Below are 21881 nucleotides of genomic sequence, written 5' to 3'. Positions count from 1 at the left end.
GCGCTCGAAAATGCGATAAAATAGGAAGCATGCTTGCATGAGCATCAGACTTCAACATCTTCGCGAAGCCTTCTCTTTCCTTTCGACCTTTGTCGGCAGGGTCGGCGAGATTACCGTCGACACGACGAACAATCGCATCCAGGTTCACGACGGTGTGACAGCCGGGGGCTGGCCAACGGCGAAGCTCTCTGAGGTCATCACCAATGCGCGGACCGCCGTCGCGGATGCCAATTACACCGCTCTCGTATCTGACCGCACGATTGCCTATAGCGCGATCACGGCGGCGCGCATCGTGACTTTGCCGGCCGCAAACGCCTATCCGGCGGGGACGGCGCTCACCGTCCTGGACGAGTCGGGGTCCTGTTCGGCGACAGATACGATCACCATCGGCCGCGCGGGCTCGGATATGATCGATGGTGCTACGAGCGCCGTCATTTCGATGGCCTATGGCTATCTGGCTTTGCAGAGCAATGGCGCCGGCAGATGGACGGTGATCGATCAAGCGACGAGCAATCTGCCGCCGGTCGGCATAGGTACGCCGGCCGATCCGAATAATCCGCTCTCGGTCTTCGGCACGAGCGCGCTCTTCAACAGCGCCGGCAGTTTCAACTTCACCATCAATAAGGCAGCTTCGTCGAACACAGCGTCGACGATCTATGAAGATGGATTCTCAGGCCGCGCGCAAGTCGGGCTTTGCGGCGACGATAATTTTCACTTCAAGGTCTCGCCAGATGGTACGACCTGGCACGACGCGCTCGATATTACGAATTCATCAGGCCTCGTCACGGCGAATTTCGGAATAGCACTCTCCGCCGCAATGATAAACAATGGAATATCCGGCAATACCCCTGGGGGATTAGCGTCGCTTTATGCGTCCCAATCAGGCGGCAGCATCGCACCTGCCATGTTCGAATATTACGCCGGTGGAAACTCCAATCCGAACGTAGCGAACCTCGTCTTTCGAAATGCCCGCGGTACTCCAACGTCTCCAGCAGCGCTGCAATCGGGTGATTTCCTCGGCCAGTTCGGCGCGCGCGGATATGGCGCGACAGCATTTTCATCAGCCAACAAGGCAGCCGTACGGTTTACCGCCGCCGAGAATTGGAGCGATACAGCACAGGGAACGAACGTCACCATCGGCGTGACGGCGCCGGGTACGACCACTCTAACGGTTCGATTGGAAGTATTCGGCACGGGTCAGATCGGCTTCCAAGGCGCCCAGGCCGACCAAAGCAAAACAGCCCAAACTCCGGCGGCGGGGTTCTCGATCACGATAAGCAATTCATCCACGACGCTGCTGCTGACTCCCGCCGGCACGCTTGCTACCGGAACAGTCATCATGCCCGCCGCGCCTATCGATGGACATATCGTGCGCGTGTTGTCGTCGCAGACCGTAACGGCTTTAACGGTCTCGCCGAACGCCGGCCAGTCGATCAGCGGTGCACCGTCGGCGATAGGTCCGGCGACTCCCTTTGCGATGATCTACGATCTCGCCAGCACAACTTGGTATCGGATGGGATGAGGGAGGCGAGTGCGCCGCCAAGGTTTGAAGGCCGATCTCACGTCGGCTACGCGTGCCGTAGCCGTCAGGCCGGAACCTTAGGCATCTGGAATTGCGATGAATGACTCAAGCGCCGGTCAACGTCGCGAGCCAAATCAAGCATCATTTCGCTATCGATTGCCAATTTTATCTTCAGGTCAGCCTTTTCATTAACAACCTCGGTCTGCCGCTGCAGAACTTCGCTATCTTGCAGCGGCGCGGCGTTGCTTGCTAAGAATTCTGTCATGTCATGAAGACCTTTTTGGGTCGCCAGGGCTTCGATCGATGTTGCGATGACCCGGCCGCCATGCTGCTCTACGAGCTTGGCGTAAATTTTCATTCGGCGCTCGATCTCGCGACAATACCAAAAGCAAAGAGCCCAATCGTGTAGATCCTGCCAACCTTCGAGCGGACTAACGTTTGGATCATCTGGCCGCAGCAAAAACTTCTCGCCTAAAGAGGTTCGGGCAGGGACTGTGTCCAAGAGATAAAGACTGGTTGCGACCAGGAACGGGTCACGTTCAAGAATAATCAAGTCCGGCACCAGGTGATTGTCTAAAAGCGGTTCGATGAAGCCCTTGCACGCCAGATGACTCGTCTCGACATATGTATTTTCTGAGCTACGCCGGATCGCCGGAAGCTTTTGGGTAAGCCAAAACCTTTTGGCAGCTCCTTGGTCATGTTGGGCTAGACGCATCACGTCGGAAAATTTTGGCTCGGGTTCATGTAAGGCATCAATTCCCGGAATGGCATTCACAAGGGCGGCGAGGTAGCCGGTACCGCTTCGGCCAGGAGTAACGGTAAGTACGAGTCTTTTACCGTCAAGCGACCAATCGGGCGCCAATTTTCGGCCGTCACGCCATCCTTCCGTGCGATAGTGCTCTGCTGCATCCAGCTCTCCAACTGCCAGATCGGGATTGGCGTCGAGGTACGATGCAGCGGAAAAGCCGCGTGGAAGCCCACGCAGCACCCCGCCCATTTTTGGTTGTGCCGGTTTCAGCACTTGTCCAACAAAGAGACCTCTCGGCGTCTCGAAGAACATGCCTTCGAGAAGTCCCATTGTCTTCAAGTCGATAACGTTGTCTGCCGAACCTGGATGTTGCTCGGCAGTATCATGAAACACGACCGTCGCCCCCGGTTCCAAACGGTCATAAAACTTTCTGAATTCCTCGGCCCGAATCGAAATTTCAGAATCGAACAAAGCAAATTGAAAACGCGTCTCCCCCGCATCGAACTCCAAGCTGTTCGCGATGTGAATTTCGACGAATGTGTTCAATTGGGCATTATCGATGAGCTGACGGGCGATTGAAACGGTTTGCTCATTGTGTTCGATCGTGAAAAGGCGGCCAAATCCATTGTCTCGCATGCCTGAAGCGATTGCGGCTGCGGACCGTCCAAGCCAGGTTCCGGTCTCAATGGCGTTTTCAGGCTTTACCATGCGAATGAGCGCGTAAAGAAAATCGAGCACCTCTGTTTCAGCAGTGAATCCATCAAACATGGACCAGAATTGTGCAGGCTTGGTAGCGACCTGTCTCTGGGTTTTTTCCGGTTGAACATGCGCTTGCGGGAACACGATCGAGTGCCGTCTTATATTGCGGCGCGCTTGCGCGGTGGCGATCCGCTTTTGCCAGCCGTCTAGTCCGAGCCATGATTTCGATTGGTAGTTTTCCCGATAATAGTCGGGGTCACGTGCGAACTCTTCCAGTTCATGACCTAGATTCCTGACATAATATCTTTCGGACCACGCACACCAATATCCTGTCTGTTTGATCTCGTCGGACAGCCGCCCGTCATCTGGGAATTTGAATGCGTCCGGATGTTCGGTGGGAATATTATATATGCGAATATGAGCGTCACGGATCAGAGACGATCTGATGATAGATGACGTCCCCACATTGCCCTGCGCTTCATATAGTATTTTGCCATTCGCAAACCGGAGATGCGCCGATTTGATCGCCCAGGCCTCTTCATCGGGCGGAGAGATGCCATGGAGAGACAATTGGCCCAAATCCGGGAAGCAGAGAAAAGCGTGCCTGGCATGTTCGGACCAACCTTCACCGAAGAGCTGGTCGTTTTCGCTAATATGTATGAGGTCTCCCGCCGCTTTATCGAGAGCCACGTTGATAGCCTCGCCTCCGAGATTTTCAGGCAGGAAGATCGATTTCAGCTTAGGGATAAGGTGGCGCAGGCTCTCAATGACGGTGCGAGAATTATCCGTACTGCCGTTGTCGACAACGACGATCTCGTAAGGCTCGCGCGCGGTGGCGGCATAGCTGCGCAGCGTCTGCTCGAGTAATAAGGCGCGATTCCAGTTAAGAATTATCGTACTGATCAGCATCACGATCTCACCAACGAACGACGCGTTTGAACGTTAAATAACGGCCAATTGGGCTCAAGTCTAATCTCGCTGATGCAAGCTTGCATATCGGTCCTCATGCGATCTTCCAAGGCCGATTTAGAAATCGCCCCATTCCGCTGCCTCCGCCGCCTCTGGGCGGCTTTTTTGTGAGCTTTTTTTGATGATTTATCCGAGCGCCAAAGACCTGCGGATGCTCGCACCTTTCGCCAAGCAAGACATCATCGAGCCCTTTTGCGAAAACCTCAAAAGGATCGGGCCGCGTTATGGCTTCGCTACCATTAATCGCGCCGCGCATTTCATCGGTCAATGCGCGCATGAAAGCGACGGCTTTCACACCCGCATCGAATATGCGAGCGGGCGTGAATATGAACGCCGCAAGGACCTCGGCAACACGCGGCCCGGCGACGGCATGCGCTTCAAAGGCGAGGGCGAGATCGAGCTGACGGGCCGCGCCAATTACGCCCGTGCCACGCCCTTCGTGCGCGCCGCGCTCGATGATTCCTCGATTGATCTCGTCGCGCATCCCGAGCTTGTCGCCGCGCGTGCCGACATTTCCTTCGCGGTCGATTGCTGGTTTTGGCATCAGGGCTCAGGCAAGGGCGATCTCAATCTTTGGGCCGATCGGGATCATGACGATCGCTTGAGTTTTCAATTTGCTTCGACCGAAATCACACGCGCGATCAACGGCGGCGTCAATGGTCTTAAAAAGCGCCAGAACCTGACGCTGATCGCCAAACGCATCTTGCGCGGATTGAACCGCGGCACCGGGCTCGCCTGACCCCTCTCCGTGCGCGGCGGTTCCGCGCAAATCTCAAAGGTGCATCATGTTTGACATGTTCAAATCGCCTGGCGTCCGCGCCGGGCTGTTGGCGCTTGCGGCCAGCGGTTCGATCGCGCTCGGCAAACCGGCGCTTGGCGCTTTCTTCGCAGATCCCGTGACCGCGAATGCGCTCACAGCTTTGCTCGGCGCAGCCACGGGCCTCGTCGCAGGCTTTCTGAAAGGCGTCGGGGAATGAATCTCCTCTCCGACATCATCACATTGGTTGTCGAGGTCGCGGGAAGACTCGTTCCGCCGACGACAAAACTTACGCTCGCCGGAACGACCGTGACCGCTGGCCAGTTCGAGGCCGCAAGCGGATCGCTCGCGGCATTTTTCGCAAAGCTGTCCACAGCGATCAAAGCCAAGAGCTATGCGAGCGAAGCCGAGATCGCGATCGAGGAGGCGGTCGTCATCGCCGCCGACCTCGGGTTGGGCGAACCGATCACCGGCATCGTGTCCACGCTTCTTCCTTATGTTTTCGGCGAGCTGAACAAGATCGGCTCGCAACCGCTGATCCCGGTCGCAGGCGGCGCGGGCGGCTTTGTGACCAAGCAATGGGCGGATGATCCGCGCCACCAGCTCAATCCCGATGGATCATTCAAATATTAGGAGCTTCTCATGAAAAGAAACACGTTGGCGTCCGTATTGATTGCGAGCGCGGCACTCGGACTCGGCGGCTGCGCGGAGGTTGAAAAGGTCGAGGATTTTCTGACCAATCCAAAGACCGTGCAGGCCGTCGCCACTTTGAAGGCCGGTGCCTCGGCTTTCGTCTGTTCGGTCGCCGACGCTGCGCTTGTCGCGCAGCAAGTCGAAGCGGCGATTTCAGCCGGCCAATCGGTGCAAGGTACCGATGGCAAGCTCTATGTGTCGTCGTCGATCGTCTGCGCCTCGCTCGGCGGCACGGTAACCGGCACGGGTGTCGTGCAATGATCGCGGCCTGGATCATCGTCTCCGCGCTCGGCGCACCCGCGCCCTTTATCGAAAAAGAGATCCGTGTCGAGCAGGCCGCCTGTCGCCTGCCGCAGGTGCGCGGCGAATATCCGATCGGCGGCGCCTGGCATCGCGTAACGATCCGCATCGCCTGCAAGCGCTGATCTGCAAACGACAACCCCACAATTTCTCGAACATTATCGGAAAGGACGAGCCTTGATCGAGGCCATGATTCTCATTTGCGCTTTGAGTGTCTCAGCCGACGGCTGCACGGAACAATCTGCGGATGACGTCATCCGCGTGAAGGTCGAAGCGATCGCTTGCGCCATGGCGTCGGAATCCGTCATCGCCGGGATGCCGGGCGATCGCGCAGAAGGGCGGCTCGTCAAGATCATCTGTGGGCGAAAGGAATGAGCCGTGTCGAACTCGGTTTGGATAACGCTCAGCGCCGGCGTCGTCGGCGCCTTGATCGGCGCGGCGGCGACGATCGCAGCCGCGATGATCAGCCGCCAGCCGACCCTGACGGCCGTGGTCGACGACCGTATCCGGGTTCTTCTCGAACATTACGAGAGAACCATCCGGGAATTGCGGGGCGAAATCGCGCAGCTTGAAAGCAAAGTCGATTTTCTCACCAGCGAACTGAACAAGGTGCGGTCGGAGCAGAGTTCGGGCTAGTCCTGCGAGGCGGTAGCCGACGTCGGACAAAGACCGGCCCGGAAGCCGGACGATGCGTCTTCCGGTTGAAGATTTCTTTTGAAATCATATATTTGTTGGTGTTCGCCTGTCGCGCGTCACAGGTCCTTCCGATGTCATGCTTGCGCAGTAAACGGGTTCGGCTTTACTGAGTGGTGGCGGGGAGCGGAAAATGGGCACGATCTACGATTTTTCGGCCAAGGCACTGGACGGACAGGATAAATCGCTTGCGGGTTTCTCCGGCCAGGTCCTGCTGATCGTGAACGTGGCGAGCAAATGCGGCTTCACGTCGCAATATACTGGCCTCGAAGCGCTCTATCGCAAATATGGCCCGCGCGGTTTCGCGGTTCTCGGCTTTCCGTGCAATCAATTCGGCTCGCAGGAGCCGGGCGATGCCGCGGAGATCGCAAAATTCTGCCAGGCGACCTATGATGTGACCTTCCCGATGTTCGCCAAGATCGATGTCAATGGTGCGGCCGCGCATCCGCTTTACGGTTTTCTCAAGGGCGAGCAAAAAGGCGTGCTCGGGACGGAAGCGATCAAATGGAATTTCACCAAGTTCCTGATCGATCGTTCGGGGAAGGTGACGGCGCGCTTTGCGCCGACGACCGCGCCTGTCGAGCTTGAGGGAGAAATCGAGCAGCTTTTATAGCCGATGTGCTATGTGAAGCTCCTCTTCTCGCAATAAGGAATGATGCCATGCCGCTGCGGCTCGATATGCGCAGCCCCGATTTCAAATCCGCCTTCGACTCACTTCTCGCAATGAAGAGGGAGGCCTCCGAGGACGTCGATCACACGGTCCAGGCGATCATCGCGGCCGTCGTCGCGCGCGGCGACGAGGCGCTGATCGAGTTTTCGAAGAAATTCGACCGCGTCGATCTCGAGGCGCTGGGCTTGCGCGTCACGCCGGCCGAAGTGGACGCCGCGGTTGCGATTGCGCCGGCCGATGCCGTCGCTGCTCTGCGCCTGGCGCATGAGCGCATCATCGCTTTCCATGAGCGGCAAAAGCCGCAGGATTTGCGCTTCACCGATCCGCTCGGTGTCGAACTCGGCTGGCGTTGGCTGCCGGTCGAGGCGGTCGGCCTTTATGTGCCCGGCGGCACGGCTTCCTATCCGTCCTCGGTTTTGATGAATGCGGCGCCGGCCAAGGTCGCCGGCGTCTCGCGCCTCGTGATGGTCGTGCCGGCGCCTGACGGCAAGATCAATCCGCTGGTTCTCGCGGCGGCGCATCTTGCCGGCGTCGACGAGATCTATCGCGTCGGCGGCGCACATGCGGTCGCGGCTTTGGCCTATGGCACGAAGACCATCGCGCCGGTTGCGAAGATCGTCGGTCCCGGCAATGCCTATGTGGCCGCGGCCAAGCGCCGGGTCTTCGGCACCGTCGGCATCGACATGATCGCGGGGCCCTCCGAGGTCCTGATCCTGGCCGACAAGAGTGCCAATCCAGAGTGGATCGCGGCCGATCTTCTGGCCCAGGCCGAGCACGACAGTGCGGCGCAATCGATCCTTATCACCGATGATGCGGCACTCGCCTCGGCGGTCGAGGCCGCCGTCGAGCGCCAATTGGCCAACCTGCCGCGCAAGGAAATTGCCGCGCCGAGCTGGCGCGATTTCGGCGCGATCATCGAGGTCGCGAGCCTGATGGACGCCATTCCGCTTGCCGACAGGCTCGCGCCGGAACATCTCGAAATCATGGCCGAGGATGCAGAGGGCATTGCGAGCCACGTTCGCAACGCAGGCGCGATCTTCATCGGCGCCTATACGCCGGAGGCGATCGGCGATTACGTCGGCGGCTCCAATCACGTATTGCCGACGGCGCGCTCGGCACGGTTTTCGTCCGGCCTCAACGTGCTCGATTTCATGAAGAAGACATCGATTTTGAAATGCGATTCCGCGAGCCTTGCGGTGCTCGGGCCGGCCGCCGTCGCGCTTGGAAAAGCCGAAGGATTGGATGCGCATGCCCGCTCGGTTCAAATGCGACTCGATCCACAAGCCTCATGAGCGAAGCCGATCCGCAAGGACGCAATCGTCTCGTCGCGGTCACGCTCGATGAAGCCTCGATCGGCCGTGGCACGGCCGATCAGGAACACGAACGGCAGGTCGCGATCTACGATCTCCTTGAGGAGAATACGTTCGGCCTGCCGGAGCATGATGCCGGCCCCTATCGGCTGAACATCGCCTTGCACGATTCGAAGCTCGCCTTCGAAATCTGCAATGAAGATGGCGCAACGCTCATCGTTCATATCCTGTCACTGACGCCGTTTCGCAGCGTCTTGAAGGATTATTTCATGATTTGCGAAAGCTATTACCACGCCATCCGCACCGCGACTTCGAGCCAGATCGAAGCGATCGACATGGGCCGGCGCGGCCTGCACAATGAGGCATCGACCCTTTTGATGGAGCGGCTGCAAGGCAAGATTGCTTGCGATCATGATACGGCGCGCCGTCTTTTCACGCTCATCACAGCCTTGCATTGGAAGGGTTGAGATCATGGCGCGGCTCCCAGGGACGCCGTTGCCATGACGGATCTTGTCCCTGCGCGTCGGCCGCAATCGATCCTCTTTGCCTGCACGACGAATACGGTGCGCTCGCCGATGGCGGAAGCTTTGGGGCGGCATTATTTCGGCAAGCAGATCTTCTTCGCCTCGGCCGGACTGAAGCGCGGCACGCGTGACGATTTCGCCGTGGCCGTCATGGACGAGATCGGTCTCGATATGTCCAAACATCGAGCGCAGACTTTCGAAGATCTGGAAGATACGAGCTTCGATCTCATCATCAGCCTGTCGCCGGAAGCGCACCATCATGCGCTCGAATTCACCCGCACCATGGCCATCGATACGCTCTATTGGCCGACGATCGACGCGACGGCCTTCGAGGGTTCACGTGAGCGCATTCTGGATGAATATCGCAATGTCCGCGACGGGTTGAAAAAGCGCATTTTGAACCTTTTGGAGTTTAGGCCGATCGGGACGCTGTGATTAGCGACGTACTGTGACGCGCTCCGGAAACGCCTTGGCCAAAGCCTCCTTCGTCGCGGCCACGACGCCGCGCTCGGTGATGAGGCCCGTCACCAGCCGGGCAGGGGTCACGTCGAAGGCATAATTGAGCGCCGGGCTTGACGGCGGCGTGATCCGCACCGTCTCGATGCGGCCGTCGGCCGTTGCGCCCGACATATGCGTCACCTCCTCGGAGCCGCGCGTTTCGATCGGGATTTCGGCGACGCCGTCGTCGAGCGAAAAATCGATCGAGGGCGAGGGCGCGGCGACGTAAAACGGCACGCCATTATCCTTCGCGGCGAGCGCCTTTAGGTAAGTGCCGATCTTGTTGCAGACATCGCCCGAGGCCGTCGTGCGGTCGGTGCCGACGATGACGAGATCGACGCCGCCATGCTGCATCACATGGCCGCCGGCATTGTCGACGATCACCGTATGCGGCACGCCATGCTGGCCGAGTTCGAAGGCCGTCAACGAGGCGCCTTGATTGCGCGGCCGCGTTTCGTCGACGAAGACATGAACTGCGATGCCCGCGTCATGCGCCTTATAGATCGGCGCCGTGGCCGTGCCCCAATCCACCGTCGCAAGCCAGCCCGCGTTGCAATGGGTGAGAATATTGACGGGTTTTCCGCCTTTCTTCGCCTGCGCGTCTCCGATCAGCGCCAAGCCGTGATCGCCGATCGACGCGCAAAGCGCGATATCGTCCGCTGCCAGCTCGGCCGCCCGCGCGAAGGCCTTGGCGGCGCGATCCTGCGGCTTCACCGCCAAGAGATGCTGACGCATGTCTTTCAGCGCCCAGGCGAGGTTGACAGCGGTCGGCCGGGTCGCGAGCAGAGTTTGCGCGGCCGCCTCAAGATTGCCATCCGACGGATCGGCGCGCATCGCAAGCGCCAGTCCATAGGCCGCGGTCACGCCGATCAAAGGCGCGCCACGCACGTGCATATCTTTGATGGCGCGGGCGGCATCGGCGACGTCAACGAGCGTCAGCGTTGCGAATTGATGCGGAAGCTTGGTCTGATCGATGATTTCGACCGCTTTCAAATCCGTATGCGGCCAGATGGACGTGAAGGGCTTGCCGTCGATACGCATAATCTCTCCCGCTTTGCGCGGGAGACATAAGCGCAAAGAAACGGCGGATCAAATCCTGATTCAGCGCGGAGGATAAGGGCTTCAGCAACCCTTGCAGATGCTGTTCTGGATCTTGTCGTCCAAACGTTGGATGTCGTGGTCGAGCGGCGTCGGCCCCGAGCCCTGAGGCACACCCGGACGCGGTACGGTTGCTCCGGTCGAGGTTATGTTATTTTCCCGCAACAGCGTTGCGCTTTCGGTTTCGGGCGCCTGTCCGTCGTTCTGCGCCAGCAGCAATAGACGCGGGGCAGCGGAACTGGCGTGACTGGCCAAGATCGGGCCGGCAGACACAGCGACAGCTAATGCCACACCGGTCATGCAGAACTTTTTCATCGGATCCTCCCCTCTATGCTTCATACCAAATTAACGCCGGAAACCGCGCTAAGTTCTGATGCACGTCAAAAGGTCAGGTTTCCTGCCGGATATCTAGGGAGGTGAATCGCCCAATAAAACCCCGCCAAAGTCGTTTTCGTGCCGCACTCTCTTAATAGAGATTTAAGAGAAGCTGCGCACAAATATTACCGGGTTTTTACCCTTGTGGCGGGAGACGTATCGTGGACATTTCATCGGCTGAGCCAGGCTCTGATGCCGGCGAACCTAAATCCGTGGACGCGGCGAAAGCAGCGGATCACATCTCTGAGAGCTCGGACAATCCCGAGAGCAAGGAGCTGACCAAAGTCCTGGCCTATGGTCCCGCCGAACGCGAGGCCGAGGCACCTGAGGTCAAAGCCCACCAGACGCCGGAAAGCGGTGACGCGCCCGAAATCAAAGCCGACAAAATACCACCGTTGGGTACGCCCGACGACGCGACGAGAAAGGTCGCCAGCCTCGGCTCGGCTCTCGTTCCATTCACGGTCGCCAAGGAAAAGGAAAACCTTGGCGCGAAGCCCGGTGCCAAAACACCTCCCCCACGCTCCGGCAGACTTCAATCCTATGGCATGACGGCGGCGGCCTTCGCGGCCTTCGCCGGAATTGCCTGGGCGGCGGCTGGGTCTTTCTATAGCCCGCACGTTATCAAGCCAGCCGTCACGCAGACGGCGGCTGCCGTGCCGGCAGCGCCCGACACTAGCGAAACGCGCCGTCTCACCGAAGAAATCCGGGTCTTGAAAAAGGAACTCGACGGTCTGCGCACGGCGGTCGCCCAAAACCCGGCTCCCGAAGAGCTGAAGGCCCTGAAGAAGAACCTCGATGCCGTGAGAAACAGTCTCGAGGCGACGAAATCCGAGGTCGCGACGAAACTCGAACGGGCCCAGCACGACCCGGCGAAATTGCGCGAGATCAGCGATCGCCTCGATCACATGGAACGTGCGGCGCTTCTTCCCACGACAACCGCATCCGTTGCGGCGCCGTCTGCGCAAGAGAGCGTGACGAAGCAAGCGCAAACGCCTTTGCCTCCGGTCAAGGCCCAGACCCCCGCCCAGCCGCAGGTTGTGGCGAGCCGGCAAACGCCGGCTTCGATCCCTGCGGCGCCGGTATCTTCCGAGAAATGGCAGCCCATCGCGAATTGGGTCGTGCGCGACGTCTATGACGGGATCGCGCTCGTTGAAGGTCCGCACGGCGCTATCGAAGTCATCGAAGGCGAAACCATTCCAGGCGTCGGAACGGTGAAATCCATCGAACGGCGCGGCTCTGGCTGGATCGTGGTGACGAGCCGCGGCCAGCTCGATTCGGCGCGCGACTAGATCAGGCTCCAGAAAAGTGCAGACTTTTTCGGATCATGCGTCAAAACAGGCGATTAAAACGCGGTGATTCAACTTGAATCGATCGCGTTCTAATCTGCGACCCTCGTCCGTTTTCTGGCAGGACCAAGATGTAAAGCGCCAGGTCTTAGGACTTCGCGGCCGCGGCCAGCGTTTTTGCCGGTCTCACGAACGCGGAGAATGGTACAAAACCCCCAAAGTGCGGGTGAATCAGAAAGATAGACGCATACAACAGATTTTACGCATCGTCTCTTTTGGACGCTGAGGGAAAAGCGTCAACGTAAGTATATCAAGCACCCGCGATCGTCTTAACAAAATGGCAAGCGGCGAAGCCTAATCTCTTTGATGTGGATCAAACCGATGCTCGGCCGGGCAAAGAGGGGTTCGTTCCGACTGTCATCGTTTCGGTGGCTTCGGCGCCGTTTTGGAGATGTAAATGATCACCGATCTTTCCGTACCTATCCTCGTTGTCGACGACTATCAGACGATGATCCGCATCATCCGGAATCTGCTCCGTCAGATTGGTTTCGAAAACGTCGATGAAGCGTCCAGCGGCCAGCAGGCCTATGAGATGATCAGCCAGAAGCACTATGGCTTGATTATTTCCGACTGGAATATGGAGCCGATGACCGGCTACCAGCTTCTTCAAAAGGTCCGGGCGGACAGCGCGCAATCAGACGTTCCCTTCATCATGGTGACTGCGGAATCGAAGACCGACAATGTCGTCGCGGCGCGCCATGCGGGCGTCAGCCATTACATCGTCAAACCGTTCAATGCGGCGATCTTGAAGGCGAAAATCGACTCCGTCTTCTCGTCCGTGGCGGCGTAAGACAAAGCCCTACCAGGCGAGGCGCAGCGAAACGGCAGTGGGGGCAAAACCGGCTGCTTGAACGAACTCCGCGAAAGACACGGCATCAAGACTTCCCCCGGTGCCCGATGTCAGGATCTCGCCCTGATGAATTCCCGCGACGATGAAAAGTGAATCGAACGATTGCGCGATGGCGCCTTTGATATCGGTTCGCATCGCATCCCCGATCACCAGGATCCGAGACCGTTGTGTCGGCTGGCCGAGTAGCGCTTCCGCCACGCCGAGCGCGCGTTCATAGATCGGCGGGTATGGCTTTCCGCCTTGAATCACCGTGCCGCCCATCGCTTCATAGCGCTCGGCGATCGCGCCGGCGCAATAGATGAGACTTGGCCCGACGTGCACGACGAGATCTGGATTGGCACAGAGAAAGTCGAGCCTGCGCTCTAGCATCTGCGCCAGTGAGGCATCGTAATCTTCGGGCGTCTCGGTGTCCGGATCGAAAAGTCCGGTGCAGACGACATAGGCCGCGTCTTTCAGCTTGCTGAGGCGCGGGCTCCGGCCGGTAAGCTTGCGGACTTCCCGGTAGAGCGAGCGGTCGTAGATTGGCCCGATATTGTAGAGCGGCGCGTCGCCGCGCGCGGCGATCAGGGACGCGATGATGTCGCCCGAGGTTACGATCGCGTCGTAAGCCTTGCGTGGAACCTTGAGCCGATCGAGGCGATGCCGGACGGCACCGGCCGGTGCCGGGGCATTGCTGACGAGAACGACTTTGCCGCCTTGGCCGCGAAACCGCAGTAGGGCATCCACGGCTGCCGGATGCAGCGCGAGGCCATTATGAACAACGCCCCAGATGTCGCACAAAAGCACGTCATAGTGAGGGCTGAGTTCGCTCAAACCTGAGACGAGGCGCGGCGCGGGGATGATGGGGGTTTTTAGATCGTGCACCAGAGGGCGGCTAGAGCCAGGGCTGGCGTCTGTCAAGGGAAGGAAGGCGGCTTTGCGCATAGGTCCTATATGGTGTGCGTGCGTGTCGCGGACGCGACGCTTCTATCGTTCACGCAAGACGAATCCCCTGGACATGCCGGAACGATGGTTGCTCGCATGTTAATTAGCGTAACATTCGCCTCCGGAACGGCTTTTGCCTGCGATCTGACGGACCTTCTTCATCTTGCCGCATGACGCGGCTAGCTTCGCCCGGCCTTTCCCAGGAGCACCGCATGTCCGCTCAAGCCGCCGTCACGCATCCGAACGATCTCGAAGCCTATTGGATGCCGTTTTCCTCCAACCGGGCCTTCAAGCAAAGCCCGCGCATGGTGACCCGCGCCAAGGACATGCATTATTTCACCGGCGACGGCCGCGCCATTCTAGACGGAACCGCGGGGCTTTGGTGCGCCAATGCCGGGCATAGCCGCGGGCCTATCGTTGAAGCCATCCAGCAGCAGGCGGCCGAACTCGACTTCTCGCCGCCTTTCCAATTCGGTCATCCCAAAGTTTTCGCCTTGGCGTCGAGGGTCGCGGCTTTGGCGCCCGGCGATCTCGATCACGTCTTCTTTGCCAATTCCGGGTCGGAGGCGGTCGATACTGCGCTCAAGATCGCGCTCGGCTATCATAATGTCTGCGGCAATGCCTCAAGGACGCGCCTGATCGGCCGCGAGCGCGGCTATCATGGCGTCGGCTTCGGCGGCACCGCCGTCGGCGGCATGGTCGCCAACCGCAAAATCTTCGGCAATCTCCTCGCCGGCGTCGATCATCTGCCGACGACCTACAACCGCAGCGAGCAAGCCTTCACCAAGGGCGAGCCCGAATGGGGCGCGCATTTGGCCGATGAGCTTGAGCGGCTCGTCGGGCTGCACGATGCCTCGACGATCGCCGCCGTGATCGTCGAGCCCATGGCGGGCTCGACCGGCGTGTTGCCGCCGCCCAAGGGCTATTTGCAGAAGTTGCGCGCCATCTGCGACAAATTCGGCATTCTGTTGATCTTCGATGAAGTCATCTCAGGCTTCGGGCGTCTCGGTTATGCCTTCGCGGCGGAACGCTACGGTGTCATTCCGGACATGATCACCTTCGCCAAGGGCATCACGTCGGGCACGGTGCCGATGGGCGGCGTGCTGGTCCGCAAAGGCATCTATGATGCCTTCATGAAGGGGCCGGAGCACGCTGTCGAATTATGCCACGGCTATACTTATTCCGGCCATCCGCTCGCCTGCGCGGCGGGATTGGCCACGCTCGATCTCTATGTTGCCGAGGGGCTTTTCGAACGCGCGCGGGCGCTCGAGCCGGTCTGGGCCGATGCCGTTCATAGCCTCAAAGGCACGCCAAACATTCTCGATATCCGCAATTGCGGCCTGACCGCCTGTTTCGATCTCGCCTCGCGCCCGGACGCCGTCGGCAAACGGGCCTTCGAGGTGATGGACAAGGCCTTCCACGAATTCGATCTTCTGGTCCGGCAGGCGGGCGAAGCGATCGTTTTGACGCCGCCTTTGATCGTCAGCGAAGCGCAGATCGGCGAGATCGTCGAGAAGCTCGGCAAGGCCATCAAGGCTGTGGCTTGACCGAGGCGGCTAAGGGGCGCGCCGAGGGCGCTTCCCTTGCGCGGTCAAATCGGTCTTTATGAAGCCATGTCCGAAGCTCAGGTGACCAATGTCCCGGAAATCAGCGTCAGCGAATTATCCGGAGCCCTCAAGCGAACGATCGAGGATCGGTTCGGATTTGTGCGTGTGCGCGGCGAGATTTCGAATTATCGGGGCCCGCATTCGTCCGGCCACGCCTATTTCTGCCTGAAGGACGAAAACGCCCGTATCGACGCCGTCGTCTGGAAAAGTTCGTTCCTGCGCATGCGGGTCAAGCCGCAGGAGGGGCTCGAAGTCATTGCGACGGGCAAAGTCTCGACCTTTCCGGGCAAATCCTCCTATCAGATCATCATTGAATCGATCGAGCCGGCCGGCATCGGCGCGCTCATGGCTTTGTTCGAAGAGCGCCGCAGGCGGCTCGCGGCCGAAGGCCTCTTCGACGAAGCGCGCAAGCAGCTTCTGCCGTTTTTGCCCGAGCGCATCGGCGTCGTGACCTCGCCGACCGGCGCGGTTATCCGCGATATTTTGCATCGGATCGAAGATCGCTTTCCCGTCCACGTTCTCGTCTGGCCGGTGCGCGTGCAGGGCGAGACCTCGGCCGCCGAGGTGACGGCGGCGATCGAAGGCTTCAATCTTCTGCCGGAAGAGGGGCCTTTGCGGCGGCCCGATCTCATCATCGTCGCGCGCGGCGGCGGCTCACTCGAAGATCTTTGGAGCTTCAACGAGGAAACGGTCGTGCGTGCCGCGGCTTCGAGCCTGCTGCCGCTGATTTCCGCGATCGGCCATGAGACCGATTGGACGCTGATCGACTATGCCGCCGATCTGCGCGCGCCGACGCCGACGGGTGCCGCCGAAAAGGCCGTGCCGGTACGTCTCGAACTTCTGGCCTCCATGGCCGATCTCGACCGCCGTCATCAAGGCGCAATGCTGCGCCTTATGGATCGGCAGCGGGCCGAGCTGCGCGCGCTGACGCGGGCGCTCCCGCAGGGCGAGGCGATCATCTCATTTCCGCGCCAGAGATTGGATCGCGCCGGGTCTGGCCTTGCGGGCGCTTTGATGCGCGGGCACGATCAACATAGAATCGCGCTTGCGCGCCTGTCGCATCGGCTGGCGAGCCAATCGCCGCATGCGAAAATGGCCCGCGCCGGGCAAAGGCTCGAGGCGCTCGATGCGCGCATGCTGCGCTGTCTCGAGGTCGGCTTCGAGCGGCGGACGCAAAGGCTCACCCATGCCGCGGCGCGGCTCACGACGGCACGGGCGACGCGCCTGCGCGCGGAAAAGGAGCGGATTTCCTCGGCCACAAAAACATTGGAAGCGCTCGCGCAACGCCAAAGGCGTGCCTTTGGCGCGGGGCTCTCTCTTCGGGCCGCGCATCTGCGCTCGCTCGGCCAATTGCTGCAATCGCTCGGCTATCGCCAGGTTCTGGCGCGCGGTTTTGCCCTTATTCGCGACGCCGAAGGCCGGCCGCTGCGGCTTGCGTCCCAGGTGGAAGACGGCGCTCAGCTCAATATTGAATTCGCCGACGGCAGCAAGACCGCGGTCGCTGGAGCAATGGGAGCTTCGGCCGGAGGCGCGACGAAACGCCTCGCCGACAGGCCCGCCGGCAAAGACGCTAAAAAGAGCGGCCAAGGATCGCTTTTTTGAAATCCGACATAACGATAATTTTGGATCGAATCGATCCAAAATTATCGTTATTGATCTTCTAGAATGGAGCGGGGTAGCGCAGATAAGCGTGCGCAATCTGCGTAATCTCGCTCTTCGCGGGGTGGTTTAGATTGCCGCTTCGCCGAATGTTTCGATCTTGCCAGGAAAGATCACGTGCCCAGGATTCATTTGATTTGCCGCAATCCGCTTTATCTGACCGCGGTCCAACCTCCCGAATATGAGAGTGGCTATTGGACCTTGTATGAATCGGAGGCCGAGCGCCTCGTGAACGGAAACCTCTATTTGCACCAGAAGAAGTCCGAGCCTTCTTATTTTGGCGGAACGATTGTCGGCTTCCGCCTGTCGACCGAGGTCGAGCCCTATCCGGGCAAGATCGTCTTCAAGGTCGCGGCGCAAGATGGCTGCAAAGACATTCCGTGGGAGGGCGATAAACATCCCATGGCTTGGATGGGAGGTATTCTCGATTGATCGAACTTTCTTGCGGCGGTTTTAGCTCTTCATGATCCTGGCGCTTCTCTCGGATATTCACGGCAATCGCGAGGCCCTGCAGGCCTGCCTGATCGACGCGGCCTCGCGCGGGGCGGAGCAATATGCCTTCCTCGGCGATCTCGTCGGCTATGGCGCCGATCCGTCCTATGTGGTCGAGACGGTGGCGCGTTTCGCTGCGAATGGCGCAATCGTCATCAAGGGCAATCATGATGTCGCGGTGACATCGCCGCTGCGCGATATGAATGGTCATGCGCGCCACGCGATCGAATGGACGAAGAACAATTTAAGCGAGGCCGAAATCGCCTTCCTCGAGGCGCTGCCTCTGTCGGCAAGCCATGGAGACGTGCTTTTCGTGCATGGCGATGCGTCCGATCCCGCCGGCTGGATCTACGTCATGGGGCCGCGCGAGGCGGAGCGCTCCATGCGAGCGACGCAGCATCGCGTGACGTTCAGCGGCCATGTGCATCGGCCGCAATTGGCGCGCATGCCGCTGAAAGCGGAATCGGACCTTGGCTCGACGCGGTCGGCTATTCCTGTCGCACGTCTCACTCATCTTCTCGAACGCGACATGAAATGGCACGCGGTTCTGGGCTCCGTTGGGCAGCCGCGCGACGAAAACCCTGAAGCCTCCTACGCGCTTTATGACGACACGACGGCGGCGCTGACTTTCATGCGGGTTTCCTACGACATTGCCAGGGCGGCGGAGAAGATCCGGGCGGCGGGCCTGCCTTCGGTGCTCGCAGATCGTTTATTCGTCGGACATTGACAGCGGGAGATGGGGAGTGGAAAAGCGGTGCTATCTGCATTATGTTGAGGCATTCTACCCCCGCACGAGTTCCGATTCGCCATGAACCGCTACGAACGCCGTCCCGTTTCAGTCGGAGAAGCCGAAGTCGTCTATCTCGACGGCGATATTCGTGTGGTCCGGCCGGGCACTTTCGTGCGCTGCGCTGTCACCGGCGCGCCGATTCCGCTCGAGGATCTGCGTTATTGGAACGTCGATCTGCAGGAACCCTATGCTACGCCTGAGGCCAAGCTTCAGCGGCTCGGCATCAAGCTGAAATCTTAAACAGCTTGGATCTTCGCCCGCGCGTCATGCAGGGCTTTTGTCAAAAGATCGTCAAGCGCCTGCGTGTCATCGAAAATGAGCGCTCCCGGCAAGGCAAGCGGTCGCGGCAGATCCGGGTCAAGTGCGGCGAGAAGCGGTGCGATCCGGACGTAATCCTTTTCCGTCGTGACCAGCGCGGCCAGCCTTTGCGCGGCATCGCTTTGCAAGCGCCGCAATTCTTCCGCTGAATAGACATGGTGATCCGGGAAACTCCGCCATCCGGCAATCGTGGCGCCCACATCCAAAACGGTGGCCTTGAATTTTTCCGGTAGGCCGATCCCCGCGAAAGCGACGACGGGCTTTCCCGCCAACTGGCTCGCCATATCTTCTTCGGCGACAAATCTCGCGGTCAGGATGGGTTTCTTCGACGCGCGGATCGCTTTGTTCGATGTTGCCGCGCCTTCTCCGACAATCAGTATGGCTGAGATGGATGCCAATTGCCCGGAAAGCGGTGCGCGCAAGGGGCCGGCCGGGATGCAAAGCCCATTTCCGATGCCAGCCGTGCCATCGACCACGGCGAGACGCAGATCCTGCGCGAGAGACGGGTTTTGCAGCCCGTCATCGAGGATGACGACGCTCGCACCGGTCTTGACGGCGAGGGCTGCCGAGGCGACGCGATCGGCGCCGACGATTGTCGGTGCGACGCGCGCCAAAAGCAAAGCTTCGTCCCCGACATCTTCTGCGGTGTGACGCGCCGCATCGACGAGGACCGGCCCAGGCCCGGCCTTTCCGCCATAGCCGCGCGATAGAAACGCTGGCTTTTCCCCTTGCGCCTGCAAGCGGTGCGCGATGGCGATCGCGGTCGGCGTCTTGCCTGCCCCGCCTGCGACGAAATTCCCGACGCAAAAGACGGGTACGCCTGTGCGCGCCCCGCCGCGGCTCATGCGCTGCACGGTGACGGCCCCATAGGCCCATCCGAGAGGGGCGAGCAGCCGCGCCATAAAATTTGGCCTAGGCTGCCACCAGAAGTCAGGCGCGCGCATGATTGGTCAATGAGTTTCAGCTTCCCTCCGATGAAAGCGGACGTCGCCGCCTTCATCTCGTGCACTATAAACAGAAGCCGTGCATATTGAAGGTGCGTTGAACCAAGGACCGCTTTGTGACCCGCCTGAAGACAGATCTCGTCACCTATGAGCTTGAGGCGGATATCGCCCTGATCGGCCTCAACCGGGCGGCAAAGCGCAATGCGATCGACGACGATCTCCTGAATGCGCTGACAGAAGCGATTGCAAAAGCCACGAAGGAGGCCAAGGCTGCGATCCTTTTTGGCCATGGCGAGCATTTCTGCGCCGGTCTCGATCTTGCCAAGCACGCGCGCAAAACGCCGGTCGAGGCGCTGAAAACATCGCGGCATTGGCATGCGGCTTTCGATCTCATCGGGCGCGGCGACATTCCTTTTATCGCGGTGTTGCATGGCGGCGTGATCGGCGGCGGGCTTGAGCTCGCGGCATCGGCCCATATCAGAATCGCCGATGAGAGCGCCTTCTTCGCTTTGCCGGAAGGCAGCCGCGGGCTTTTTGTCGGCGGCGGCGGCTCCGTGCGGGTTGCGCGGCTGATGGGCGTCGCGCGCATGACCGACATGATGTTGACGGGCCGTCTGCTTTCGGCGCGTGAGGGCTGCGAGGCTAATCTCGTTCAATATAGCGTCGAAAAAGGGCAGGGGCTCGCCAAGGCCAAAGAGCTTGCCGCACGCATGGCCGGCAATGCGCCTTTGTCCAATTTCGCGATATTGCACGCCTTGCCGCGCATTCAGGATATGGCGCAGGAGGACGGGCTCTTCGTCGAAAGCCTGATGAGCGCCTTCACGCAGACAAGTCCGGAAGCAAAGTCCCGTATCGAGGATTTTCTCAACAAACGCGTGGTGCCCGTCTCGGGCAAAAAGCCTAAGCCTATTCGTAGCAAATGATCTCGCGCTCTCCGCGCCGGACGGTGGCAAGATTGTCGTGATTGCCGGGTTTGCGACGTATAATGCGGCGGGGACGGCGCTTGGCGACAGTGGTCATGCAGCGCCGGCGGGGCTTCGAAGGGCTTGGCTTTTCATCCGCCGATGCGACCAAAGCAAGAGGGCTTTCGCGATCCGGCCGGACGAAAAAATCCGTCCATTGCCGCCGCAGATCCTCCGCCTGCTGCCTGTCTTTCGAAGCTTCCAGAAAGACGCTGAGATCTGGATCTTGATGCGCCAATTTGATCTCGTAAACATCGCCGTCTTGCCGCGTGCGGGCCTGAAGCGTGACGCCGCAATAGGCTTGTGCTGGAACATGAATGCGCATTTTCACGCCCTTCAACACACGCTCGATCCGGATCATGTCATTGGCGAGCGTGATGAGCCGCATGCCTTCATCCGCACGCGAGTCGAGCGCGAGGCGCTTGTTGGTTTCGATGCGGGCGATATGTTGTGTGCAAGCCATTGAGGCGGTCCTTGCGGCTGGAAATCGATGCGCAAGAATTGCCGCCACGGGCCTGTCGATTTGCTAATGAGGCTGGTGAAGAAGCCGTGAATCGGCTTTTCTGCCAAGGGTTTATCCAGGCATGGCTGAGAAGGCTTTTTTTAAATTGATCGAATTTTACATAAGTGCGTGAAGCCGCTGCAACACATCGCCTTCTGAAAGGGTGTCCATGTTTCAGAAACCATGTCTGTCCCTCACGGATGCGAAGGCCGTTGCCGCCGCGGCGGTAGCCGAAGTGGTCAGGAATGGCTGGACGGTCGTCGTCGCCGTTGTCGATGACGGCGGTCATCTTCTCTATCTCGAACGTATGGACGGAGCACCCAAGATTTCCGCCGTTATCGCCCCCGAAAAGGCCAAAACGGCCATCCTCTTCAAACGTCCGTCTGTGGCGCTGGAAAATGTCGTGGCAGGCGGCCGGATCGCGATCCTGTCGCTTCCAGGCGCCACGATGGTCGAGGGCGGGCTGCCGATCGTCGTCGAGGGCGAGTTCATCGGCGCGGTCGGCGTCTCGGGAATGCAGTTGGCACAGGACGGAATCGTTGCCGCGGCGGGGCTTTCGGCGCTGAACCTTGGCTGAAGCCGGTGCCTTGCGACATTCAAGCGCTTGAATCCCGTGGTCCACAAGGATAAG

The 21881-nt window shown here is 59.8% G+C and carries 27 protein-coding genes; 21 read left to right on the top strand and 6 right to left on the bottom strand.

All coding sequences use genetic code 11. From position 1 onward, the window contains the following. The first annotated feature begins 37 nt into the window (after positions 1 to 37). Positions 38 to 1522 carry a hyaluronate lyase N-terminal domain-containing protein gene (locus A3OQ_RS23795; RefSeq protein WP_020177047.1) on the top strand — a complete coding sequence of 495 codons (1485 nt, stop codon included), beginning with the start codon at positions 38 to 40 and terminating at the stop codon, positions 1520 to 1522. 64 nt (positions 1523 to 1586) lie between these two features. On the opposite strand, the gene A3OQ_RS23790 is transcribed toward A3OQ_RS23795, so the two are convergent. After that, complete coding sequence (locus tag A3OQ_RS23790) at positions 1587 to 3878, bottom strand: glycosyltransferase (protein WP_020177046.1); 2292 nt, start codon at positions 3876 to 3878, stop codon at positions 1587 to 1589. Positions 3879 to 4059: 181 nt separating this feature from the next. Between A3OQ_RS23790 and A3OQ_RS23050 the strand changes: the two genes are divergently transcribed. The 11 genes from A3OQ_RS23050 to A3OQ_RS0119040 all read left to right on the top strand — a co-directional run bounded on the left by A3OQ_RS23050 (position 4060) and on the right by A3OQ_RS0119040 (position 9320). Beyond that, the gene (locus A3OQ_RS23050) at positions 4060 to 4677 is read left to right on the top strand and encodes a glycoside hydrolase family 19 protein (protein WP_020177045.1); all 618 of its coding nucleotides are present in this window, start codon (positions 4060 to 4062) and stop codon (positions 4675 to 4677) included. A 46-nt stretch (positions 4678 to 4723) separates the two neighbouring features. After that, a complete protein-coding gene (locus A3OQ_RS0119080; protein WP_020177044.1) occupies positions 4724 to 4915 on the top strand; it encodes a hypothetical protein in 192 nt (63 codons plus the stop codon). After that, positions 4912 to 5328: a hypothetical protein gene (locus A3OQ_RS0119075; protein WP_020177043.1), complete on the top strand. Its 417-nt coding sequence runs from the start codon at positions 4912 to 4914 to the stop codon at positions 5326 to 5328. Before A3OQ_RS0119080 ends, A3OQ_RS0119075 begins: the two co-directional genes overlap by 4 nt. 9 nt (positions 5329 to 5337) lie before the next feature. Further along, on the top strand, positions 5338 to 5649 hold the full coding sequence (locus tag A3OQ_RS23785) for a hypothetical protein (RefSeq protein ID WP_152428531.1): 312 nt from the start codon (positions 5338 to 5340) through the stop codon (positions 5647 to 5649). Next, on the top strand, positions 5646 to 5813 hold the full coding sequence (locus tag A3OQ_RS24740) for a hypothetical protein (protein WP_020177041.1): 168 nt from the start codon (positions 5646 to 5648) through the stop codon (positions 5811 to 5813). Before A3OQ_RS23785 ends, A3OQ_RS24740 begins: the two co-directional genes overlap by 4 nt. A 52-nt stretch (positions 5814 to 5865) precedes the next feature. After that, the gene (locus A3OQ_RS0119065) at positions 5866 to 6063 is read left to right on the top strand and encodes a hypothetical protein (RefSeq protein WP_020177040.1); all 198 of its coding nucleotides are present in this window, start codon (positions 5866 to 5868) and stop codon (positions 6061 to 6063) included. 3 nt (positions 6064 to 6066) lie between these two features. After that, on the top strand, positions 6067 to 6324 hold the full coding sequence (locus tag A3OQ_RS0119060; RefSeq protein ID WP_020177039.1) for a hypothetical protein: 258 nt from the start codon (positions 6067 to 6069) through the stop codon (positions 6322 to 6324). A gap of 190 nt (positions 6325 to 6514) precedes the next feature. Next, positions 6515 to 6994 (top strand): glutathione peroxidase, encoded by a 480-nt coding sequence (locus A3OQ_RS0119055; RefSeq protein ID WP_020177038.1) that lies wholly within the window; start codon positions 6515 to 6517, stop codon positions 6992 to 6994. Positions 6995 to 7041: 47 nt separating this feature from the next. Then, positions 7042 to 8343 (top strand): histidinol dehydrogenase, encoded by a 1302-nt coding sequence (gene hisD / locus A3OQ_RS0119050; protein ID WP_020177037.1) that lies wholly within the window; start codon positions 7042 to 7044, stop codon positions 8341 to 8343. Beyond that, complete coding sequence (locus A3OQ_RS0119045) at positions 8340 to 8828, top strand: UPF0262 family protein (protein ID WP_020177036.1); 489 nt, start codon at positions 8340 to 8342, stop codon at positions 8826 to 8828. Before hisD ends, A3OQ_RS0119045 begins: the two co-directional genes overlap by 4 nt. Before the next feature lie 33 nt (positions 8829 to 8861). Then, positions 8862 to 9320 carry an arsenate-mycothiol transferase ArsC gene (locus tag A3OQ_RS0119040; RefSeq protein ID WP_020177035.1) on the top strand — a complete coding sequence of 153 codons (459 nt, stop codon included), beginning with the start codon at positions 8862 to 8864 and terminating at the stop codon, positions 9318 to 9320. Here A3OQ_RS0119040 and mtnA read toward each other — a convergent pair whose 3' ends face one another. Both mtnA and A3OQ_RS0119030 read right to left on the bottom strand, forming a co-directional pair. Beyond that, positions 9321 to 10424, bottom strand: coding sequence for an S-methyl-5-thioribose-1-phosphate isomerase (gene mtnA / locus A3OQ_RS0119035; protein ID WP_020177034.1), 1104 nt, complete (start codon positions 10422 to 10424; stop codon positions 9321 to 9323). It abuts the gene before it with no gap. Between the two features lie 81 nt (positions 10425 to 10505). Then, positions 10506 to 10796 (bottom strand): hypothetical protein, encoded by a 291-nt coding sequence (locus tag A3OQ_RS0119030; protein ID WP_152428530.1) that lies wholly within the window; start codon positions 10794 to 10796, stop codon positions 10506 to 10508. 221 nt (positions 10797 to 11017) lie between these two features. Between A3OQ_RS0119030 and A3OQ_RS0119025 the strand changes: the two genes are divergently transcribed. After that, positions 11018 to 12145, top strand: coding sequence for a coiled-coil domain-containing protein (locus A3OQ_RS0119025; protein ID WP_152428529.1), 1128 nt, complete (start codon positions 11018 to 11020; stop codon positions 12143 to 12145). A 454-nt stretch (positions 12146 to 12599) separates the two neighbouring features. Further along, positions 12600 to 12992 carry a response regulator gene (locus A3OQ_RS0119020; RefSeq protein WP_020177031.1) on the top strand — a complete coding sequence of 131 codons (393 nt, stop codon included), beginning with the start codon at positions 12600 to 12602 and terminating at the stop codon, positions 12990 to 12992. A gap of 9 nt (positions 12993 to 13001) precedes the next feature. Here the strand turns inward: A3OQ_RS0119020 and A3OQ_RS0119015 are convergent, their stop codons facing one another. Further along, complete coding sequence (locus A3OQ_RS0119015) at positions 13002 to 13916, bottom strand: TIGR01459 family HAD-type hydrolase (RefSeq protein ID WP_244427191.1); 915 nt, start codon at positions 13914 to 13916, stop codon at positions 13002 to 13004. Positions 13917 to 14188: 272 nt separating this feature from the next. Between A3OQ_RS0119015 and aptA the strand changes: the two genes are divergently transcribed. From aptA to A3OQ_RS0118990, 5 genes are all read left to right on the top strand, one after another. Next, positions 14189 to 15523 (top strand): omega-aminotransferase AptA, encoded by a 1335-nt coding sequence (gene aptA, locus A3OQ_RS0119010; protein WP_020177029.1) that lies wholly within the window; start codon positions 14189 to 14191, stop codon positions 15521 to 15523. 66 nt (positions 15524 to 15589) lie between these two features. Then, positions 15590 to 17185 (top strand): exodeoxyribonuclease VII large subunit, encoded by a 1596-nt coding sequence (gene xseA / locus A3OQ_RS0119005; protein ID WP_040581471.1) that lies wholly within the window; start codon positions 15590 to 15592, stop codon positions 17183 to 17185. A gap of 174 nt (positions 17186 to 17359) precedes the next feature. Beyond that, positions 17360 to 17674, top strand: coding sequence for a hypothetical protein (locus A3OQ_RS0119000; RefSeq protein WP_026596021.1), 315 nt, complete (start codon positions 17360 to 17362; stop codon positions 17672 to 17674). A 31-nt stretch (positions 17675 to 17705) separates the two neighbouring features. Beyond that, positions 17706 to 18461, top strand: coding sequence for a metallophosphoesterase family protein (locus tag A3OQ_RS0118995; protein WP_020177026.1), 756 nt, complete (start codon positions 17706 to 17708; stop codon positions 18459 to 18461). 81 nt (positions 18462 to 18542) lie between these two features. Next, complete coding sequence (locus A3OQ_RS0118990; RefSeq protein ID WP_020177025.1) at positions 18543 to 18764, top strand: DUF2093 domain-containing protein; 222 nt, start codon at positions 18543 to 18545, stop codon at positions 18762 to 18764. Here the strand turns inward: A3OQ_RS0118990 and lpxK are convergent. Beyond that, entirely contained in the window at positions 18761 to 19744 is a 984-nt protein-coding gene (lpxK, locus tag A3OQ_RS0118985) for a tetraacyldisaccharide 4'-kinase (RefSeq protein WP_020177024.1), read from the bottom strand. The genes A3OQ_RS0118990 and lpxK overlap by 4 nt on opposite strands. A gap of 158 nt (positions 19745 to 19902) precedes the next feature. On the opposite strand from lpxK, the gene A3OQ_RS0118980 reads away from it, so the two are divergent. Next, entirely contained in the window at positions 19903 to 20709 is an 807-nt protein-coding gene (locus A3OQ_RS0118980; RefSeq protein WP_020177023.1) for a crotonase/enoyl-CoA hydratase family protein, read from the top strand. On the opposite strand, the gene A3OQ_RS23040 is transcribed toward A3OQ_RS0118980, so the two are convergent. Continuing rightward, positions 20693 to 21211, bottom strand: coding sequence for a DUF6101 family protein (locus A3OQ_RS23040; protein ID WP_020177022.1), 519 nt, complete (start codon positions 21209 to 21211; stop codon positions 20693 to 20695). The genes A3OQ_RS0118980 and A3OQ_RS23040 overlap by 17 nt on opposite strands. 208 nt (positions 21212 to 21419) lie before the next feature. Here A3OQ_RS23040 and A3OQ_RS0118970 point away from each other — a divergent pair, with 208 nt between their 5' ends. Continuing rightward, positions 21420 to 21827 (top strand): GlcG/HbpS family heme-binding protein, encoded by a 408-nt coding sequence (locus A3OQ_RS0118970; protein ID WP_020177021.1) that lies wholly within the window; start codon positions 21420 to 21422, stop codon positions 21825 to 21827. The last annotated feature ends 54 nt before the right edge of the window (positions 21828 to 21881 follow it).

The organism is Methyloferula stellata AR4 (assembly GCF_000385335.1).
GTDB classification, from domain to species: Bacteria; Pseudomonadota; Alphaproteobacteria; order Rhizobiales; family Beijerinckiaceae; genus Methyloferula; species Methyloferula stellata.
This window is presented reverse-complemented; position numbering and strand designations above follow the sequence as displayed.

What these genes read in the sequence shown, in the direction of transcription:
- A3OQ_RS23795 (WP_020177047.1), top strand. Translation starts at nt 38, where the DNA reads ATGAGCATCAGACTTCAACATCTTCGCGAAGCCTTCTCTTTCCTTTCG.
- A3OQ_RS23790 (WP_020177046.1), bottom strand. Translation starts at nt 3,878, where the DNA reads ATGCTGATCAGTACGATAATTCTTAACTGGAATCGCGCCTTATTACTC.
- A3OQ_RS23050 (WP_020177045.1), top strand. Translation starts at nt 4,060, where the DNA reads ATGATTTATCCGAGCGCCAAAGACCTGCGGATGCTCGCACCTTTCGCC.
- A3OQ_RS0119080 (WP_020177044.1), top strand. Translation starts at nt 4,724, where the DNA reads ATGTTTGACATGTTCAAATCGCCTGGCGTCCGCGCCGGGCTGTTGGCG.
- A3OQ_RS0119075 (WP_020177043.1), top strand. Translation starts at nt 4,912, where the DNA reads ATGAATCTCCTCTCCGACATCATCACATTGGTTGTCGAGGTCGCGGGA.
- A3OQ_RS23785 (WP_152428531.1), top strand. Translation starts at nt 5,338, where the DNA reads ATGAAAAGAAACACGTTGGCGTCCGTATTGATTGCGAGCGCGGCACTC.
- A3OQ_RS24740 (WP_020177041.1), top strand. Translation starts at nt 5,646, where the DNA reads ATGATCGCGGCCTGGATCATCGTCTCCGCGCTCGGCGCACCCGCGCCC.
- A3OQ_RS0119055 (WP_020177038.1), top strand. Translation starts at nt 6,515, where the DNA reads ATGGGCACGATCTACGATTTTTCGGCCAAGGCACTGGACGGACAGGAT.
- hisD (WP_020177037.1), top strand. Translation starts at nt 7,042, where the DNA reads ATGCCGCTGCGGCTCGATATGCGCAGCCCCGATTTCAAATCCGCCTTC.
- A3OQ_RS0119045 (WP_020177036.1), top strand. Translation starts at nt 8,340, where the DNA reads ATGAGCGAAGCCGATCCGCAAGGACGCAATCGTCTCGTCGCGGTCACG.
- A3OQ_RS0119040 (WP_020177035.1), top strand. Translation starts at nt 8,862, where the DNA reads ATGACGGATCTTGTCCCTGCGCGTCGGCCGCAATCGATCCTCTTTGCC.
- mtnA (WP_020177034.1), bottom strand. Translation starts at nt 10,424, where the DNA reads ATGCGTATCGACGGCAAGCCCTTCACGTCCATCTGGCCGCATACGGAT.
- A3OQ_RS0119030 (WP_152428530.1), bottom strand. Translation starts at nt 10,796, where the DNA reads ATGAAAAAGTTCTGCATGACCGGTGTGGCATTAGCTGTCGCTGTGTCT.
- A3OQ_RS0119020 (WP_020177031.1), top strand. Translation starts at nt 12,600, where the DNA reads ATGATCACCGATCTTTCCGTACCTATCCTCGTTGTCGACGACTATCAG.
- aptA (WP_020177029.1), top strand. Translation starts at nt 14,189, where the DNA reads ATGTCCGCTCAAGCCGCCGTCACGCATCCGAACGATCTCGAAGCCTAT.
- xseA (WP_040581471.1), top strand. Translation starts at nt 15,590, where the DNA reads ATGTCCGAAGCTCAGGTGACCAATGTCCCGGAAATCAGCGTCAGCGAA.
- A3OQ_RS0118995 (WP_020177026.1), top strand. Translation starts at nt 17,706, where the DNA reads ATGATCCTGGCGCTTCTCTCGGATATTCACGGCAATCGCGAGGCCCTG.
- A3OQ_RS0118990 (WP_020177025.1), top strand. Translation starts at nt 18,543, where the DNA reads ATGAACCGCTACGAACGCCGTCCCGTTTCAGTCGGAGAAGCCGAAGTC.
- lpxK (WP_020177024.1), bottom strand. Translation starts at nt 19,744, where the DNA reads ATGGCGCGGCTGCTCGCCCCTCTCGGATGGGCCTATGGGGCCGTCACC.
- A3OQ_RS23040 (WP_020177022.1), bottom strand. Translation starts at nt 21,211, where the DNA reads ATGGCTTGCACACAACATATCGCCCGCATCGAAACCAACAAGCGCCTC.
- A3OQ_RS0118970 (WP_020177021.1), top strand. Translation starts at nt 21,420, where the DNA reads ATGTTTCAGAAACCATGTCTGTCCCTCACGGATGCGAAGGCCGTTGCC.